This window comes from Yoonia sp. (assembly GCF_014859355.1).
Classification (GTDB): Bacteria; Pseudomonadota; Alphaproteobacteria; order Rhodobacterales; family Rhodobacteraceae; genus Yoonia.
In genome coordinates, this window is record NZ_JACUUJ010000021.1 from 1 (window position 1) to 16,316 (window position 16,316).

Annotated in this window: 15 protein-coding genes; 4 read left to right on the top strand and 11 right to left on the bottom strand. The window is 59.5% G+C overall.

Annotated elements, in window-relative coordinates; genetic code table 11:
- The 5 genes from IBX59_RS09035 to pncA form a co-directional block, all read right to left on the bottom strand.
- Window positions 1-708, bottom strand: a 708-nt coding sequence (locus IBX59_RS09035; RefSeq protein WP_367119370.1) for an FAD/NAD(P)-binding protein, incomplete at its 3' end; no start/stop codon positions are given.
- Window positions 666-1,013 carry an FAD/NAD(P)-binding protein gene (locus IBX59_RS09040; protein WP_296374669.1) on the bottom strand — a complete coding sequence of 116 codons (348 nt, stop codon included), beginning with the start codon at window positions 1,011-1,013 and terminating at the stop codon, window positions 666-668. The genes IBX59_RS09040 and IBX59_RS09035, both read right to left, overlap by 43 nt.
- Window positions 1,014-1,320: 307 nt before the next feature.
- Window positions 1,321-2,613, bottom strand: a complete 1,293-nt coding sequence (gene pncB / locus IBX59_RS09045; protein WP_296374671.1) for a nicotinate phosphoribosyltransferase — start codon at window positions 2,611-2,613, stop codon at window positions 1,321-1,323.
- A gap of 75 nt (window positions 2,614-2,688) precedes the next feature.
- The gene (locus IBX59_RS09050) at window positions 2,689-2,814 is read right to left on the bottom strand and encodes a glycosyltransferase family 2 protein (RefSeq protein WP_367119371.1); all 126 of its coding nucleotides are present in this window, start codon (window positions 2,812-2,814) and stop codon (window positions 2,689-2,691) included.
- Window positions 2,811-3,404, bottom strand: a complete 594-nt coding sequence (gene pncA / locus IBX59_RS09055) for a bifunctional nicotinamidase/pyrazinamidase (protein WP_296374788.1) — start codon at window positions 3,402-3,404, stop codon at window positions 2,811-2,813. Before pncA ends, IBX59_RS09050 begins: the two co-directional genes overlap by 4 nt.
- 138 nt (window positions 3,405-3,542) lie before the next feature.
- Here pncA and IBX59_RS09060 point away from each other — a divergent pair, with 138 nt between their 5' ends.
- The 4 genes from IBX59_RS09060 (at window position 3,543) to hemN (ending at window position 8,525) form a co-directional block, all read left to right on the top strand.
- On the top strand, window positions 3,543-4,790 hold the full coding sequence (locus tag IBX59_RS09060) for an Hsp70 family protein (RefSeq protein ID WP_296374673.1): 1,248 nt from the start codon (window positions 3,543-3,545) through the stop codon (window positions 4,788-4,790).
- 24 nt (window positions 4,791-4,814) lie between these two features.
- The gene (locus IBX59_RS09065) at window positions 4,815-5,723 is read left to right on the top strand and encodes a rhodanese-related sulfurtransferase (RefSeq protein ID WP_296374675.1); all 909 of its coding nucleotides are present in this window, start codon (window positions 4,815-4,817) and stop codon (window positions 5,721-5,723) included.
- 100 nt (window positions 5,724-5,823) lie between these two features.
- Complete coding sequence (lysA, locus tag IBX59_RS09070) at window positions 5,824-7,137, top strand: diaminopimelate decarboxylase (protein WP_296374677.1); 1,314 nt, start codon at window positions 5,824-5,826, stop codon at window positions 7,135-7,137.
- A 44-nt stretch (window positions 7,138-7,181) separates the two neighbouring features.
- Window positions 7,182-8,525, top strand: coding sequence for an oxygen-independent coproporphyrinogen III oxidase (gene hemN, locus IBX59_RS09075; RefSeq protein WP_296374679.1), 1,344 nt, complete (start codon window positions 7,182-7,184; stop codon window positions 8,523-8,525).
- Here the strand turns inward: hemN and gyrB are convergent, their stop codons facing one another.
- The 6 genes from gyrB to dnaA form a co-directional block, all read right to left on the bottom strand.
- Window positions 8,526-10,943 carry a DNA topoisomerase (ATP-hydrolyzing) subunit B gene (gene gyrB, locus IBX59_RS09080; RefSeq protein WP_296374681.1) on the bottom strand — a complete coding sequence of 806 codons (2,418 nt, stop codon included), beginning with the start codon at window positions 10,941-10,943 and terminating at the stop codon, window positions 8,526-8,528.
- Between the two features lie 137 nt (window positions 10,944-11,080).
- On the bottom strand, window positions 11,081-11,701 hold the full coding sequence (locus tag IBX59_RS09085; RefSeq protein ID WP_296374684.1) for a LysE family translocator: 621 nt from the start codon (window positions 11,699-11,701) through the stop codon (window positions 11,081-11,083).
- Window positions 11,698-12,126 carry a VOC family protein gene (locus IBX59_RS09090; RefSeq protein WP_296374686.1) on the bottom strand — a complete coding sequence of 143 codons (429 nt, stop codon included), beginning with the start codon at window positions 12,124-12,126 and terminating at the stop codon, window positions 11,698-11,700. Before IBX59_RS09090 ends, IBX59_RS09085 begins: the two co-directional genes overlap by 4 nt.
- Window positions 12,123-13,223, bottom strand: coding sequence for a DNA replication/repair protein RecF (gene recF / locus IBX59_RS09095; RefSeq protein WP_296374688.1), 1,101 nt, complete (start codon window positions 13,221-13,223; stop codon window positions 12,123-12,125). Before recF ends, IBX59_RS09090 begins: the two co-directional genes overlap by 4 nt.
- A 40-nt stretch (window positions 13,224-13,263) precedes the next feature.
- Entirely contained in the window at window positions 13,264-14,382 is a 1,119-nt protein-coding gene (gene dnaN / locus IBX59_RS09100) for a DNA polymerase III subunit beta (RefSeq protein WP_296374690.1), read from the bottom strand.
- A gap of 124 nt (window positions 14,383-14,506) precedes the next feature.
- On the bottom strand, window positions 14,507-15,850 hold the full coding sequence (gene dnaA, locus IBX59_RS09105) for a chromosomal replication initiator protein DnaA (protein ID WP_296374692.1): 1,344 nt from the start codon (window positions 15,848-15,850) through the stop codon (window positions 14,507-14,509).
- Window positions 15,851-16,316: the final 466 nt, after the last annotated feature.

Here is a 16,316-nt window from a genome sequence, read left to right on the forward strand (position 1 = left end):
GGCGACGCCGCCGCGCGTAATCACCCGCGCGCCGGGGGTGGTATTCAGCCCCAACCGCAGCGGATCAAGACGCGCCAGCCCCCGCGCCAGCATGTCCCGTATCACCGGGGCGCTGTCGGTCTCGGGGTTGCGGCGGATGCCACGGCAATCAATGGCGTGATCAGCGATCAACATCCGCTCGGTGCCGTCGGGCCGGATGGTGACGATCCCGGTCCGTCCGCCCAAGGGCACCGCCCCGGCAAAGCGCGCACGCAGTAACGTCAATTGCCCGGCATCGCGCGCGGCCGCGATGGCGCGGGCCGATTGCGGCGGCATCCGGTGGCGATGCACCTCCCAACGGCTTGCACCGTGGCGCAGGAAGCGGGCGCGCGTCTCGGTATCCCAGGACCGCCAGATCGCCGCCACATGCGGGCGCAACCCGTCAAGCACAAGCTGCCAGGGAATGCCCTGCGCCTCAGCGGCGCGCAGACGCACGCGCAGCCAACGCAAAAGCGCGCTCACCGATGCGCCAAGCGGCACCCCGCCACACCCGACAGGTTGGGCCGCGCCGCTGACATGCGGTTGCGGCAGCAGGCCCCGACGCGACAGGCAGGTGATCGTCCCGCGATGGCCCCGCGCCAGCAGCGCGACCACATGATCGACCATCGACAGGCCCGTGCCGACGATCACCACCCGGGCATCCAGTCCTCGGGCAGGGTAAAATCCCATGCCCCGCGCAACCCATCGCGCGGCTCGGCGGGCACCGCATGACCGGTTGCCAAGATCGCAGTATCGGCCAGTACCGCCGTGCCATCATCGAGATGCGCGCTTATCCCGCCGCGCGTCTCTTCAACGCGCAGCACCTCGCCCGAGACGCAGCGCAGCCGGTCATCGCGCCACGGCACCACGAGGCTTTCGAGATAGCGGCCATAGGTGGCGCGGCTAACAAAGCACTGGTCGGTCGCGCCGCAACCCTCATCGCGTGTGCGCAGCCAGCGCAGGAAATGATCCGGATCGTCAGGAAAGGCGCTCATGTTGTGGACGCGGGCGCGCCGTCAAGGCCAGGAAGAAGCAGCGTTCTGATCATGGGCAATCTCCTTTCCTATAAACCCTATCATCTTTGTCGTGATTTTTGGTTCCAAATTTTACCAAGGTTTTAGAATGTCAATCTCTCTGACGGTCAGACCGCAATTGTGTCGATGCTTGTCTTTATTGGAAATCTTCTCGTTCATCTTGCCGAGAAAATTCTACTTTTGCAGCCCCATACTTTCGGGGGGGCGCCCAGATGAACAGTGATTAATTTTTTATCCTCAAAGTTGACCCCAAATAATCCCAACCAACCTAAACTACAACTTCCACCCTCTCCTGCTCTCCCACGCCAAACACACGTTTATAGCGAGCAATCTCTTCCGCTGGTCCCATGGCCTTATTCGGGTTGTCGCTCAGTTTGACGGTGGGGCGGCCCTCGGCGCTGACGGCTTTGCAGACAAGGCTGAACGGCGCCAGCGCGTCGTCCGCCACCAGCCCTTTGAAATCATTGGTCAGCATCGTCCCCCAGCCGAAGGATACCCGCACGCGCCCGGCGAATTGTTGTTGCAGTTCGATGATCTTGTCCACGTCCAGCCCGTCCGAGAAGATGACAAGCTTTTCGGCGGGGTTTTCCCCTTTGGATTGCCACCAGTTGATAGCCCGTTCGGCCCCCACAGCCGGGTCGCCGCTGTCGATGCGCATACCGGTCCAACCCGCCAGCCAGTCCGGCGCGTTGTCAAGGAACCCCTTTGTGCCGAAGGTGTCGGGCAGAATGATGCGCAGGTTGCCGTCGTGTTCGTCCTGCCAATCAGCCAGCACTTCATAGGGGGATTGCCGCAGCGCGTCGTCAGTTTGGGCAAGCGCGGCATAGACCATGGGCAGTTCGTGGGCGTTGGTGCCGATCGCCTCGATCTCGCGCATCATGGCGATGCGGCAGTTGGAGGTGCCGGTAAAGCTGTTGCCTAGCCCTTCCAGCATCGCTTGGGCGCACCAGTCCTGCCAAAGGTATGAATGCCGCCGCCGCGTGCCAAAATCGGCGACGCGCAGCCCGTCGAGCGGGCGGAGTTTTTCGACCTTTTCCCACAGTTTCGTCATCGCGCGGGCATAAAGCACCTGGAGTTCGAACCGCCCCATGTCTTTCAGCACGGCACGCCCTCGCAGTTCCATCAGCACCGAAAGGGCGGGAATTTCCCATAGCATGACCTCGGGCCATGATCCTTCAAAGGTCAGTTCATACTGGCCATCGCGTTTTTCAAGGTGATATGGCGGCAGTTGCAGGTTTTCGAACCATTCCATGAAGGCGGGCGTAAACATCTGACGTTTACCGTAAAAGGTGTTGCCGCGCAGCCATGTGCTTTCGCCCCGCGTCAACCGCAATAACCGGATATGGTCAAGCTGTTCGCGCAGCTCGCCTTCGTCTACCAAATCGGCAAGGCGGATGGATTTGGTGCGGTTGATCAGGCTGAAAGTGACCTGCGTATCGGGGTGGTTGCGAAACACCGACTGGCACATCAGCAGTTTGTAGAAATCAGTGTCGATCAACGACCGCACGATCGGGTCGATTTTCCATTTGTGGTTCCAGACGCGTGTGGCGATATCGACCATGGCGGCCCCCTTGTGTTTTGGGGTGTTAGAACAAGGGTTGCGCGGGCTGGCAAGCCCCGGACAATTACATCAGTGTCAAAGGACGTCGCTAGAGACAACAATCACCTCTCCATCCGGCGGGCATGCCGCCAATGCAGAACGGACGGCCCGTTGCAGCAACGTCGGCCGGTTATAGGTAGGAATGATGATCGACACCATCATGACAGCGTCACCCCTGCCGCCTGCATCCCGGCCTTGGCCGCGTCCAGCGATCCGTCGAAATCAATCGCGCGGCACAGATCCATGCGCACTGTCACATCGAACCCCAGTCTTGCCGCGTCCACTGCCGAATAATTCACACAGAAATCCGTGGCCAACCCGACAAGCGTCAGACGGTCGATGCCGCGTGTGCGCAGATACCCCTTTAGCCCCGTCGGGGTTGTCTGGTCGTTTTCGAAAAACGCGGAATAGCTGTCGATGGCGGGGTTAAACCCCTTGCGGATGATCAGATCGGCACGATCCACCGTCAGATCAGGGTGAAATTGCGCGCCTGTCGATCCTTGAATGCAGTGATCGGGCCACAGCACTTGGGGGCCATAGGGCATCTGCGTCATGCTCATCGGGGCGGCGTCATGGCTGGACGCGAACGACGAATGCCCCGCCGGGTGCCAGTCTTGCGTCAGGATCACTGCGTCGAAATCGTTCATCGCAGCATTGATGCCGGGCACGATGGTGTCGCCGTCCGCGACGGCCAGCGCACCGCCCGGGCAGAAATCATTTTGCACGTCGATCACGATCAGGGCGTGGGTCATGGTGGCTCCGGTCATTTTGGTTTTCGTCTTGATCATAGGTAGCGCGATCATTGCACAGATGAAAGGGTCGCGCGGGGTTGCCCCTGTGTGTGATTTTGCCTATCCGGTGCCTCTTTTCATGCAAGGACACGGGCAGACATGGCGCGATTGGGTATCGACTTTGGCACATCGAACACGGCTGCGGGTATCATGGCGGCAGGTCGCCCGCATCTGATCGAGATAGAGCCGGGGCGCAACACGATGCCGACCTCTGTTTTCTTTGATCACGACCGCAGGGTCACTATCTATGGCAACAGCGCCAATACCGCCCTGATCGACGGGCGCGAAGGGCGGTTCATGCGCGCGCTGAAATCGGTGCTGGGCACGCCGCTGATGCGGGAACGCCGCCAGATCGCCCATGAACGGCTGACCCTGCTTGATGTGGTTGCGCGGTTCCTGCAAATGATCCGCGAAAGGGCCGAGGCCGCGACCGGCGACACTTTTGACCGCGCCTTGTCGGGCCGCCCCGTGCGGTTTCATTCCGCCGATGATGGCCGCAATGCGCAGGCCGAGGTTGACTTGCGCGATGCCTATCATCTGGCCGGGTTCACCGAGGTGCAATTCATGTATGAACCAGAGGCCGCGGCGCTGGCCAGTGGGCCGCTGGCCAAGGGTGATCTGGGGCTGATCGTGGATATTGGCGGCGGCACATCGGATTTTTCGGTGTTTGCACGGGACGGCGATGCGACGCAGATCATCGCCAGCCACGGCGTGCGCATCGGCGGCACCGATTTTGACCGCGCGATCAGTATCGCCCATGTGATGCCACTGTTGGGGCGGGGTGCCGATGTGCGCAATGCGCTGGGGTCGGGCACGCATGTCGCGCCGAACGCAATATTCAACGATCTGGCGACATGGCAGAAAATTCCTTTTGTCTATACGCCCGATAACCGCCGCATGGTGGCTGATTTTGTCAAACTGGGGGTCGATCCGGCGTTATTCGCGCGCCTGAACAGCGTGCTGGACATGGAATTGGGCCATGACATTGCCTTTGCGGTCGAGGCGGGCAAAATCCGCCTGAACGCGCCTGATGTGATGGACACCGGCATTGACCTGCGCGTGATCGAAAAGGCGCTGTGGGCCAAGCTGACCAAGGCGCAAATGGCCGCTGTGCTGGCCGACCAAGCCGCGCAGATCAGCGATTGCGCGTTGCAAACCCTTGAAATGGCCGGTGTTGCGCCCAGCCGGATCGCCAAGGTGGTCTTTGTCGGCGGGTCCAGCCTGCTACATGTGGTCGAAGGGGCGATGGTGGCGCTGTTTACCGATGCCACCCTTGAACGGGCCGAGGCATTTACCGCCGTCGCCGATGGTCTGGCCATGGCCGCATCGCGTGACTTGCCCCTTTGACCGGACAGGCGTATTTGACGGGGCATGTATACTGTTGCCGCGCTTTATCACTTTACCCGCTTTGCCGATCACGCCGCCCTGCGTGACCCGCTGCTGGCCTTATGCAAATCCCACGGGATCAGCGGCACCCTGCTGCTGGCGCCCGAAGGGATCAACGGCACGATTGCGGGCAGCCGCGCGGGCATTGACGCGGTGATCGCGCATATCCGCGCACTGCCCGGCTGTGCCGGTCTGGAATGGAAGGAAAGCACCGCCACGACGCCGCCGTTCCACCGCATGAAGGTGCGGCTGAAACGTGAAATCGTGACCATGGGCCAACCCGATGTAGACCCGATCGCGCAGGGCACCGGCCATTACGTTGACCCCGCCGACTGGAACGACCTGATCAGCGCGCCCGATGTCGCGGTGATTGACACACGCAACGATTACGAGGTGGCGATTGGCACCTTTGACGGCGCGATAGATCCGCAAACAAAATCCTTTGGCGAATTCCCCGCTTGGTGGGAAGAAAACAAGCACCGTTTTCATAACAAGCGCATCGCGATGTTCTGCACCGGCGGGATCAGGTGCGAGAAATCCACCAACTTTCTGATGGGTCAGGGGGTCGCGGATGTCTATCACCTCAAAGGGGGCATCCTGAAATACCTTGAGGACGTCCCGCAAGAGCAAAGCAAATGGGATGGCGCATGTTTCGTCTTTGATGCCCGCGTCAGCGTCGGCCATGGATTGTCCGAAGGGCCGCATATTCTGTGCCACGCATGCCGCCGCCCGCTGTTGCCCACAGACCGTGATCATCCCGCCTATGAAGAAGGTGTCGCCTGTCATCACTGCGTGGATGAAACAACCGATGCCGACAAGGCGCGGTTTCGCGAACGGCAAAAGCAGATCGCGCTGGCGAAAAAACGCGGCACGCATCATATTGGCGGATTATAGTGACCAGCACCGCGCAAGACATTGTCGGGCAACGCCCCTTGCCGTAGCGATAGACCCGCAATAAACGGGGCCGAACGCAACGCCGGAACGGACGGACGCCATGACAGATGTCAATTCAGTCGAAGACAGCAGGGTTTATCAGGATGATCACCTGATCCGGTCACTTGTGGCGCAATACCACAGCCCGCTTTACGTCTTTGATGCCGCCGCGATCCGCGCCAATTGCCGCACCGTGAAACAGGCCGTGCCTTACGCACATCTGCACATTCGCTATGCCTGCAAGGCACTGTCATTGCAGGCCGTGCTGAAGATCATGCTGGACGAAGGCATGTGGATCGACGCGTCTTCCATCAACGAAGTGCATCGCGCCCTGATCGCGGGTTTCACGCCGGAACAGATTTACTATACCGGCGAAGGCGCAACTCTGGGCGTTTACCGTGATCTTGTGGAACGCGATGTGCTGGTCAACTGCACCTCGATCGACCAGATTGATTTGCTGGGTCAGGCGGGTGGCACCCGCTGTTCGATCCGCATCAACCCTGGCGAAGGGCATGGTGCCAATACCCAGACCAACACCGGCGGCCCATCCAGCAAGCATGGCATCTATTTCGACCAGCTTGACGCGGCCAAGGCGGCGGCAGCGCAATACGGCATCCGCATCACGGCCATTCATTCGCATATCGGGTCGGGCACCGATCTGGGTCATTGGCTGCGGATCAAGGACAAGACGCTGGATTTCGCGCGCGGCTTTCCTGATCTGGATACCGTCAATCTGGGCGGTGGCCTGCCAGTGGTGTATAACAAGACCAACGACCAACCGATGCCGATCCGCGAATGGGGGGCCGCGCTGACGCAATCCATGCAGGAATTTTCCGCCGAAATGGGCCGCGACATCGAACTGCAACTGGAACCGGGGCGATTTCTGGTGGCCAATGCCGGCGTGTTGCTGGCCGAGGCGCAGGCGGTCAAATCAACCACCAATGCTGACGGATCTGACGGGTTCAACTTTGTCATCGTCAACACAGGGCTGAACCACAACATCCGCCCCGCGCTTTACGGCAGCTATCACCCGATCCGGTTCATTGCACCCAAGGATGAAAACCGGGGCGCGCCGCGCGACTATGTCATCGCGGGCTATCTGTGCGAAAGCGGCGATGTCTTCACCGTGGATGCGGCAGGCAATCTGCGCCCACGTGTCATGGATGAAATCAGAGTTGGCGATATCATGGTAATGGCGGGCGTCGGCGCCTATGTGCATGCCTTGAAAAGCGAATACAATTCCATGAACCTGCCTGCATCCGTGATGATCATGGAGGACGGGACGACGCGCATGATCGAACGGCGCGGCACATTGGAAGACGTGATGCGCCGCGAGGCCGAGGTATATCAGGACGAAAACGCGCCGAAAATTTGATCCAGCGCAAGGATTGGCATAGCTGATCGCACCATATTCGTCGCATGAAACAGATTGATCGCCTTGCCGCGCTTGGGCTTTTTGATGCCCGCGTGCCCCGCTATACCTCTTACCCGACAGCGCCGGTGTTTTCGCCCAACGTGGGCGCGCCAGAACAAGCTGCGGCCCTTGCCGCACTTCCGCCCGATGTGCCGGTGTCGGTTTATCTGCATATTCCGTTTTGCGAACGCCTGTGCTGGTTCTGCGCCTGCCGGACACAGGGCACGCAAACGCTGGCCCCGGTTGAAAGCTATATCGCCACACTGGAACAGGAACTGGCACTGCTGGCAGATGTGTTGCCCAAGGGGTTGCGCATGGGCCGGATGCATTGGGGCGGTGGCACGCCCACGATCCTGCCGCCCGACCTGATCCATCGCCTTGCGCGCGCGGTCAAGGCGGTGATCCCGCCCACGGATGACTGGGAGTTTTCGGTTGAGATTGACCCCACGATGGTGGACCGCGACAAGATCGCAGCACTGGCCGCAGAGGGGATGAACCGCGCCAGCATCGGTATTCAGGATTTTGATCCGCAGGTACAGGCCGCGATCGGGCGCGCGCAACCATTTGATATCACGCGCGATTGCGTCGAAAATCTGCGTGCAGCGGGCATCACATCGCTGAACGCAGATCTGGTTTATGGGCTGCCATATCAGGATGCCGCCCGGATCAGCGACACCATCGACAAGGTGCTAAGCCTTGCGCCTGACCGGATTGCGCTGTTCGGTTATGCCCATGTGCCATGGATGGCCAAGCGGCAAAAACTGATCAAGGAAGAAACGCTGCCCGACGATCTGGCCCGCTATCATCTCGCGGAACTGGCTGCTGACAGATTTGCAGACGCCGGGTTCAGTGCCATTGGCATCGACCATTTCGCGCGCCCGGGCGATGGGCTGGAAACAGCCATGCGCACAGGCCATTTGCGGCGCAATTTCCAAGGCTACACCGCCGATACCTGCGCCACGCTGATCGGGATCGGGGCATCGTCAATCTCGCGCCTACCCACAGGTTACATCCAGAACGCCGCTGCGACACCTGCCTACACCCAACGCATCGCCGCTGGCCAGTTGGCCGGTGTGCGCGGGCACGTGATGACCGATGACGACCTGCTGCACGCCCGCGCGATTGAAATGCTGATGTGCGATTTCCGGCTGGATCGGCAGGCGCTGGGCGCGGAAGGCGCAGCGCTGGACGCGACCTGCGCCGCTGTTGCCGCGCAATACGGCGATCTGGTGGACACGACCGACGACGCACTGACGATCCGCCCCGCAGGGCGGGCGCTGACGCGGATTATCGCCAGCGCCTTTGACGCACACAAGCCCGAGGGCGTGCGATACAGTCAGGCGTCGTGATCAGAAGTCGAGGTTTTCGACACTCAGCGCGTTGTTCTGGATGAATTCGCGGCGTGGCTCCACCACGTCGCCCATCAGCTTGGTGAACAGATCGTCGGCCTCTGCCACATCTTCGACCTTGACCTGCAACAGCGTGCGCGCGTCAGGGTCCAGCGTGGTTTCCCACAGCTGATCAGGGTTCATTTCGCCCAACCCCTTGTAACGTTGCAGCGACAAGCCCTTTTCACCCTCTTCCAGAATCGCCTTGAGCAGATCAAGCGGACCATGAATCAACTGGCTGCGGTCCTTGCGCACCAGCGTCGCAGGCGACTCATAGACATCCTGCAAGGCTTGCGTGAACGTGCCGGTGCGCCGCGCCTCGCCTCCGCGCAAGATGGCACCATCCAGCGTGCGCACTTCTTCCACGCCGCGCAGGATGCGGGCCAGCCGCACGCCATGATCCTGCGTGATCCGCCCCTGCCAGCCGCGTTCCCATTCCAGTGCGATCAGGTTCAGCCGTTTTGCCACCTTGTCTGCCACGCCTTGCAGGTCATCGGCAACCGCACCGGGCGCAAAGGCCCCGGCGATAGCGGCTTGTTCAAGGATGTGGCGCGGGTAATGCGTTGGAAAGGCATCAAGCACGCGTTTTAAATGTCGGGCGTCCTCGATCACGCGACGCAGATCGCCGCCTGTGATTTCTTCGCCATTGCCCTGACGCAGCATCGCACCGTCGATGCCCTGTTCGATCAGGTATTCTTCCATCGCGGCCTCATCCTTGAGGTAAACCTCGGACTTGCCGCGCGTCACTTTGTAAAGCGGCGGTTGCGCGATATACAGATACCCGCCTTCAATAAGTTCGGGCATCTGCCGGAAGAAAAAGGTCAAAAGCAGAGTGCGGATATGCGCGCCGTCAACATCAGCGTCGGTCATGATGATGACCTTGTGATAGCGCAGTTTGTTGATGTTGAATTCGTCACGGCCAATCCCGGTGCCCAGCGCCATGACGAGGTTACCAATTTCCTGGCTACCCAGCATCCTGTCAAACCGGGCGCGTTCCACGTTCAGGATCTTGCCCTTGAGCGGCAGAATGGCCTGCGTGCCCCTGTCGCGCCCCGTTTGGGCAGATCCGCCGGCGCTGTCACCCTCGACCAGGAAAACTTCGGTCTTTGATGGGTCTTTTTCGGAACAGTCTTTCAGTTTGCCAGCAAGAAAATTCACATCCATCGCCGTCTTGCGGCGGGTCAGTTCGCGGGCCTTGCGCGCGGCCTCGCGGGCTTGGGCGGCTTCAACGATCTTGCCCACGACGATCTTAGCGATCTGGGGATTTTCTTCGAACCATTCCGACAGCTTTTCCCCGACAAGGTTTTCAACCGCCGGCCGGACTTCGGAACTGACCAGTTTGTCCTTGGTCTGCGAGCTGAATTTCGGGTCCGGCACTTTGACCGACAGCACGCAAGTCAGCCCTTCGCGGGCATCATCGCCGGTAAAGCTGATCTTTTCCTTTTTGGCGATACCACTGGATTGGGCATAATTGTTGATGGTGCGGGTCAGCGCGCCACGGAAACCGGCCATATGGGTGCCGCCATCGCGCTGCGGAATGTTGTTGGTGAAGGGTAGCACCATTTCGTTATAGCTGTCGTTCCACCACATCGCGACCTCGATCCCGATATCATCGCGTTCGCCGGTGATGAAGATCGGTTCAGGCAGGATCGACGATTTCGACCGGTCCAGATATTTGACAAATTCCCTGACGCCACCTTCGTAAAACAGGCTTGTCTGCAAATGTTCGGCAGGCCGTTCATCTGTCAGAATAATGCGCACACCGGAATTCAGGAACGCCAGTTCGCGCAGACGCTTTTCCAGAATGTAAAAATCGTAATCGCGGTTGCTGAAGGTGTCGAGGCTGGCAAGAAAACGCACCTCGGTCCCTTTTTTACCGTTGGCATCGCCGACCACACGCAGCGGTTCTGCCGTGTAACCACCCTCGAACCTTGCATAGTGTTCCTTGCCGTTGCGCCAGATGCGCAGCTCAAGATAGTCGGACAGCGCGTTCACCACGGACACGCCGACGCCGTGCAGACCGCCCGAGACCTTGTAGGAATTGCTATCGAATTTACCGCCCGCGTGAAGCTGGGTCATGATAACCTCGGCGGCGGAAACGCCTTCTTCCTTGTGCAGGTCGACCGGAATACCGCGGCCGTTGTCACCTACCGTGACGGACCCATCGTCATGGATTGTCACATAAACATGGTCGGCATGACCGGCCAGCGCCTCGTCGATACCGTTATCCACGACCTCATAGACCATGTGATGCAGACCAGAGCCATCATCAGTGTCCCCGATATACATGCCAGGGCGCTTGCGAACAGCATCCAAGCCCTTGAGAACCTTGATAGAATCGGCGCCGTATTCTTCTTGGTTTTGATTGTCGTCGGCCATGTGGTTTTTCCCGTGATACTACACCCAAAATATATGCTTTTCACTGCAGGATGTCACGCAATTGACACAAGATTTTGTGGCGGACCGGCGCTTTGATCCGGGGTGGATTTTCATCCACCCTACGGGCTGAACGCGGGTCAGGTGAATGCGATCACGACGCCCACACCAATCAGCAACCAACCTGCGCCAAGATTCATCCGGCGCAGGGCCGAGGTTGATTTCAAAAGTACCCGCACCCGGTCAATTGACGCGGCCAGAAACAGGTTGCCCGTCAGCGGAATGATGAAGCTGAGAAAGCAGATGATGGCGATATCCCCCGCCGTCGCCTGCGTCAGATCAAAAAACCCCGGTAGCACGCCCATATAGAACAGGATCGCCTTGGGGTTGCCCAAGATTACCGCCAGCCCGGCCACAAACCCGGCCCACACGCCCGGCCGTGTCAGGCGGCTGTTAGTGCCAATCGGCTGGTCAGCGTGACGGATCAGCGCGGCGCCCATGACAATGAACACAGCCACCGCCACCCATTGCAGCACCATCATAAAACCCGCGAATTCCGACACCAACCAGGTCAGCCCGAACACCGCCACCAGTGGCCAGATCACATCGCCCACGACCACGCCCAGCACCAGCGGCCATGCGGCATGAAACCCGCCCGACAGCGACCGCGCCAGCAGCGCGACCCAAACCGGACCCGGCGTCATGAACAGGATCACCAGCGCGCCGACATAAAGCGCCATTTGTGCAAAGGTGATTGTCATGTCTTGGGCAGGGTCAGGCTGCCATCGGGGTTCAGCGGCCAGAACGGGTTATGGGCCAGTTCCCAGACATGGCCGTCCGGGTCGGCGTAATAACCAGAGTAGCCACCCCAGAATACCTTTTCAGGGGCTTTCAGCGCGGTGGCCCCCGCCTTGATCGCGGCGGCATAGGCGATATCCACTGCGGCTTCGGTTCCAAAATTCTGTGCCAGCGTCATGGCCCCAGTGCCAAGCGATGCGTCCGGGCGCCCCTGGTCCCTGGCCAGCGCGGCCCGTCCGAACAGACCCAGCACCAACCCGCCCAGTTGATAAAACACCACCGCGCCCTCGTCTGCCGTCGGGATCCAGCCCAAAGCGCCGTAAAACGCCTTGGCCCGGTCAAGATCGGCCACGCCAAGGGTAATCAGGGTCACGCGCTGCGGTGTCATAGGGAATCCTTTGTCGTTACGGTCGATGTGCCGTCGCTGTCGGTCACCTCGATATATTGTGCGCGGTCGCCCAGTTCAGTGAATAATTCCGGCCCTGTGCCCGTCATGAAAGCCTGCGCACCCAGCGCGCAGATTTCTTCATAAAGGGCGGCGCGGCGTGCGGCGTCAAGATGGGCTGCGACCTCGTCCAGCAGCAGGATGGGCGGCGCGCCAAAATCGCGGGCCAGCGCGCGGGCATTGGCAAGGATCAGGCTGATCAACAGCGCCTTTTGCTCGCCTGTGGAACAGTCGCGGGCCAGCACCCCCTTGTCAGTGAAAACCGCATCCAGATCTGCCCGGTGCGGGCCGATCAGGGTGCGCCCCGCGGCCATGTCGCGCCCTCGGTTGGCAGCCAGCGCACCGGCCAGATCATCAGGGATCGGGTCGGGCGATGTCAGTTCCAGTGCTGCGGTGGGAAATGCGGTTTGAGCGGCATCCTGTGCCGCAGTCAATTCCGCGATGGCGCGCAGACGGTTTGCCGCGATCTGTGCGCCAGCTACGGCCATTTGGGTTTCCAGCACGCCATACCAATGCGTATCGCGCACCATATCTTTCAACAGGCGGTTGCGTTCGCGCATCGCCTTTTCATAGGTCAGCACCGCATCGGCATGACTGGGTTCAAAGCTGAGCGTCATGCGGTCAAGAAACCGGCGGCGTCCGTCCGCCCCTTCGATCCACAGCCTGTCCATCGCGGGCACCAGCCACAAAATGCGGGCAATACGGCCAAGCGATACTTGCGGCGCGGCCTTGCCGTCGATCCGCAACCGGCGGGGGCTGCCCGCCTCGGCCCATGTTTCAATTTCATGGGTCTGGTGCAGGGATTGCAGTTGCGCGGCGATTTTCCAGCCCAGCACTTCTGGCCTGCGGATCAGATCATCAGCCGCCGCACGGCGCAACCCGCGACCAGGCGACAAAAGCGAAATCGCTTCCAGTAGGTTGGTCTTGCCCGCGCCATTCGGTCCGAAAATCGCCATTGGGCGCGGATCAATGTCCATCACCACGCGTTTGTGGCTCCGAAAATGCAAAAGAGTCAGTTGCGTCAGCGCAAGCCGGGTCATCGCTGCCGCCGAGATTTTTCGCGAAAAATCCCGTCCCCTGTCACACGCGCATCGGCATGACGACATAGACCGCCGACATGTCATTGCCTTCGCGCATCAGGGTTGGGTCGCCCGACCCGTTGAACATGAAAACCGCGTTTTCGCGATCGACCTGACTGGCGATTTCCAACAGATACTTCGCGTTGAACCCGATTTCGAGCCGTTCATCGGAATAGGCAACGGCGAGCTCCTCTTCAGCAGCGCCGCTATCAGGGGCGTTCACCGACAGGATCAGCCGGTCTTCCTCAAGCGACAGTTTTACAGCGCGGGATCGTTCGGATGAAACAGTGGCCACACGGTCCACGGCACGCGCGAATTCAGCGGCATCCACCTCGAGCCGGCGGGTGTTGCCCTGCGGGATCACCCGCGTGTAATCGGGGAATGTCCCGTCGATCACCTTGGACGTCAGCGTGATGTCTGGCGTCGCAAAACGCACCTTGGTTTCCGACACCGACACAGCGATTTGCATGTCGTCATCATCCAGCAGTTTGCGCAGTTCGCCCACGGTCTTGCGCGGCACGATCACGCCCGCCATGTCTTCTGCCCCGGCAGGCAGATCCGCGTCGATCCGGGCCAGCCTGTGCCCGTCGGTGGCCACGCAGCGCAGCACCTTGCCGCCGTCACCATCGGCCACATGCATATAGACTCCGTTCAGATAGTAGCGTGTTTCTTCGGTTGAAATGGCAAATTTCGATTTGTCGAACAGACGGCGCAGAACGGGGGCCGGGGCCGCGAAATTCACCGCATATTCCGAAGACGCCATCACGGGAAAATCTTCTTTTGGCAAGGTCGCAAGAGAAAAATTGGATCGCCCCGCCTCGATTGTCAGGCGCCCTGTTGCGCCTTCTTCGGTCAATGTCACCAGCGCACCATCCGGCAGTTTCCGCACGATTTCGTTCAGCGTCACGGCGCTGACAGTCGTCGCACCGGCGCGCTCTACTTTGGCGGGGGCGCGGTCTACGACCTCGATATCCAGATCGGTCGCACGAAACTGCACGGTATCGCCTGCCGCTTCGATTAGGACGTTGGCAAGAATCGGGATCGTGTTGCGCCGCTCAACCACGGATTGCGCCTGCGCAACCGCCTTGAGAAGTGCCGCGCGTTCAATGCTGAATTTCATGTCCCATGCTCCGCATATCTTGGTGGCCGTGGCCGCCGGGACGCAAAATCTACTGGATTTTCCCGGTTGCTCAAGCGTTTTGTTGGACTGTTGACGAAGGTCGCGCCGCCGTCAAGCACCGGACCTATTCTTCAAGCGCGCGGCGCAGCAGTTCCAGATCATCCGCGATCTGGCTGTCTAACGCTTTCAGCTCTTCGATACGGCGCACGCCGTGCATTACGGTCGTATGGTCGCGCCCGCCGAAACGCCGCCCTATTTCAGGCAAGGACCGTTTGGTCATCTGTTTGGACAGATACATGGCGATTTGCCGGGGGCGGGCATAATTGCGCACCCGCTTAGGGCCAATCATATCGGACAACCGGATGTTGTAATGTTCCGATACCTTGCGCTGGATTTCTTCGACCGTGACCTTGCGATCCGATGCTTTCAACACATCGGACAAGCAATCCTGTGTCAGTTCCAGCGTGATTTCGCGCCCCACCAGCGAAGCAAAGGCAAACAGACGCGTCAGCGCACCTTCCAGCACGCGCACGTTTGTCGAAATGCGATGCGCCAGAAATTCCAGCACGCCAGAGGCGATTTTCACATCGGGGTATTGTGCGGCGTAAACGTCAACCTTGGACTGCAAAATGCCAAGCCGTAGTTCATAATCTGTCGGATGCAGATCAACCACCAGCCCGCATTGCAAACGCGATTTGATCCGTTCTTCCAGATCCTTGATTTCACCGGGGGCGCGGTCAGCAGAAATGATAATCTGCTTCTGGCAATCGACCAAGGCATTGAAGGTGTGAAAGAATTCCTCTTGTGTGCTGTCCTTGCCGCCGATGAATTGCACGTCATCCACCATCAACACATCGACGGACCGGAACAATTGTTTGAAATCCATCATCTTGCGTTCGCGCAGTGCCGTGATGAACCGATACATAAATTGTTCGGCAGACAGATACAGCACGTTCAGTTCGGGTGAACGCAGCTTCAGTTCGTGTGCAATCGCGTGCATCAGGTGCGTTTTACCCAAGCCGACACCGCCATAAAGAAACAACGGGTTAAAGGTGACAGGGCCACCCTCGGCGACGCGGCGCGCGGCGGCATGGGCCAGTTCATTCGGCTTGCCGACAACAAAATTATTGAACGTAAACCGCACATCCAAAGGCGCACCGGTCACATCATCACCGAACGGCGTTCTAACAGCAGGGCGCGGGGCCACTTTTGGTGCCTCGCGCAAAGTCGGCGTGATCGAAAATTTCAGACGCTGAACGTCGTTTCCGTGCTTGTTCAGGTGATAGATGATCTGGTCACCAAAATTCTGCGATACGTAATTTCCGATGAAATTGGTCGGCACATGAAAGGTTGCGACACCGCCGGCAAGTTCGGCAAATTGCAAAGGCTCGATCCAATTTGAAAAATTGTTCGCCCCCAAAGCAGACCGCAACGCATCCAAAACCCTTGCCCATACATCGTTTGTCATCTTGTCCCTTTGCCCGCATTCGCCTGCTTTGCCACACACCCGGGCCAAAGCCCGCCCCTGCGTCACACATCGCATCAGACAAAAGGACACCCGTCGCCCAGAGTGTCCCCTCTTGGCGTTATGCCTTTCACTAAATCCATAGGCCAGATGACATTCTTCTTGCATAAACGCAGGAACAGCCACCTTGCGGCAGGTCCGGGAGCATAGACAGCAATCATCGCAGAAGAGCAGCCTCCTGCAACGACGCAGACACAAAAGAAGTTATTCCCATGGTCAGCCCATGGCACCTAACCCAACTTTCGCAAGACGTCCGACGCGGATGTCGTCAGCACAGCGGCAAATATTATCTGCCATGCAACTTTCAGACTGCGCCGTTCCCCTCCATGTCCCCCAAGAACGATGTGAATCGCATCGTCAAATTAGCAAGCACGTGTTGCGGGCTTCAACATAACATCGTGCTTGACTC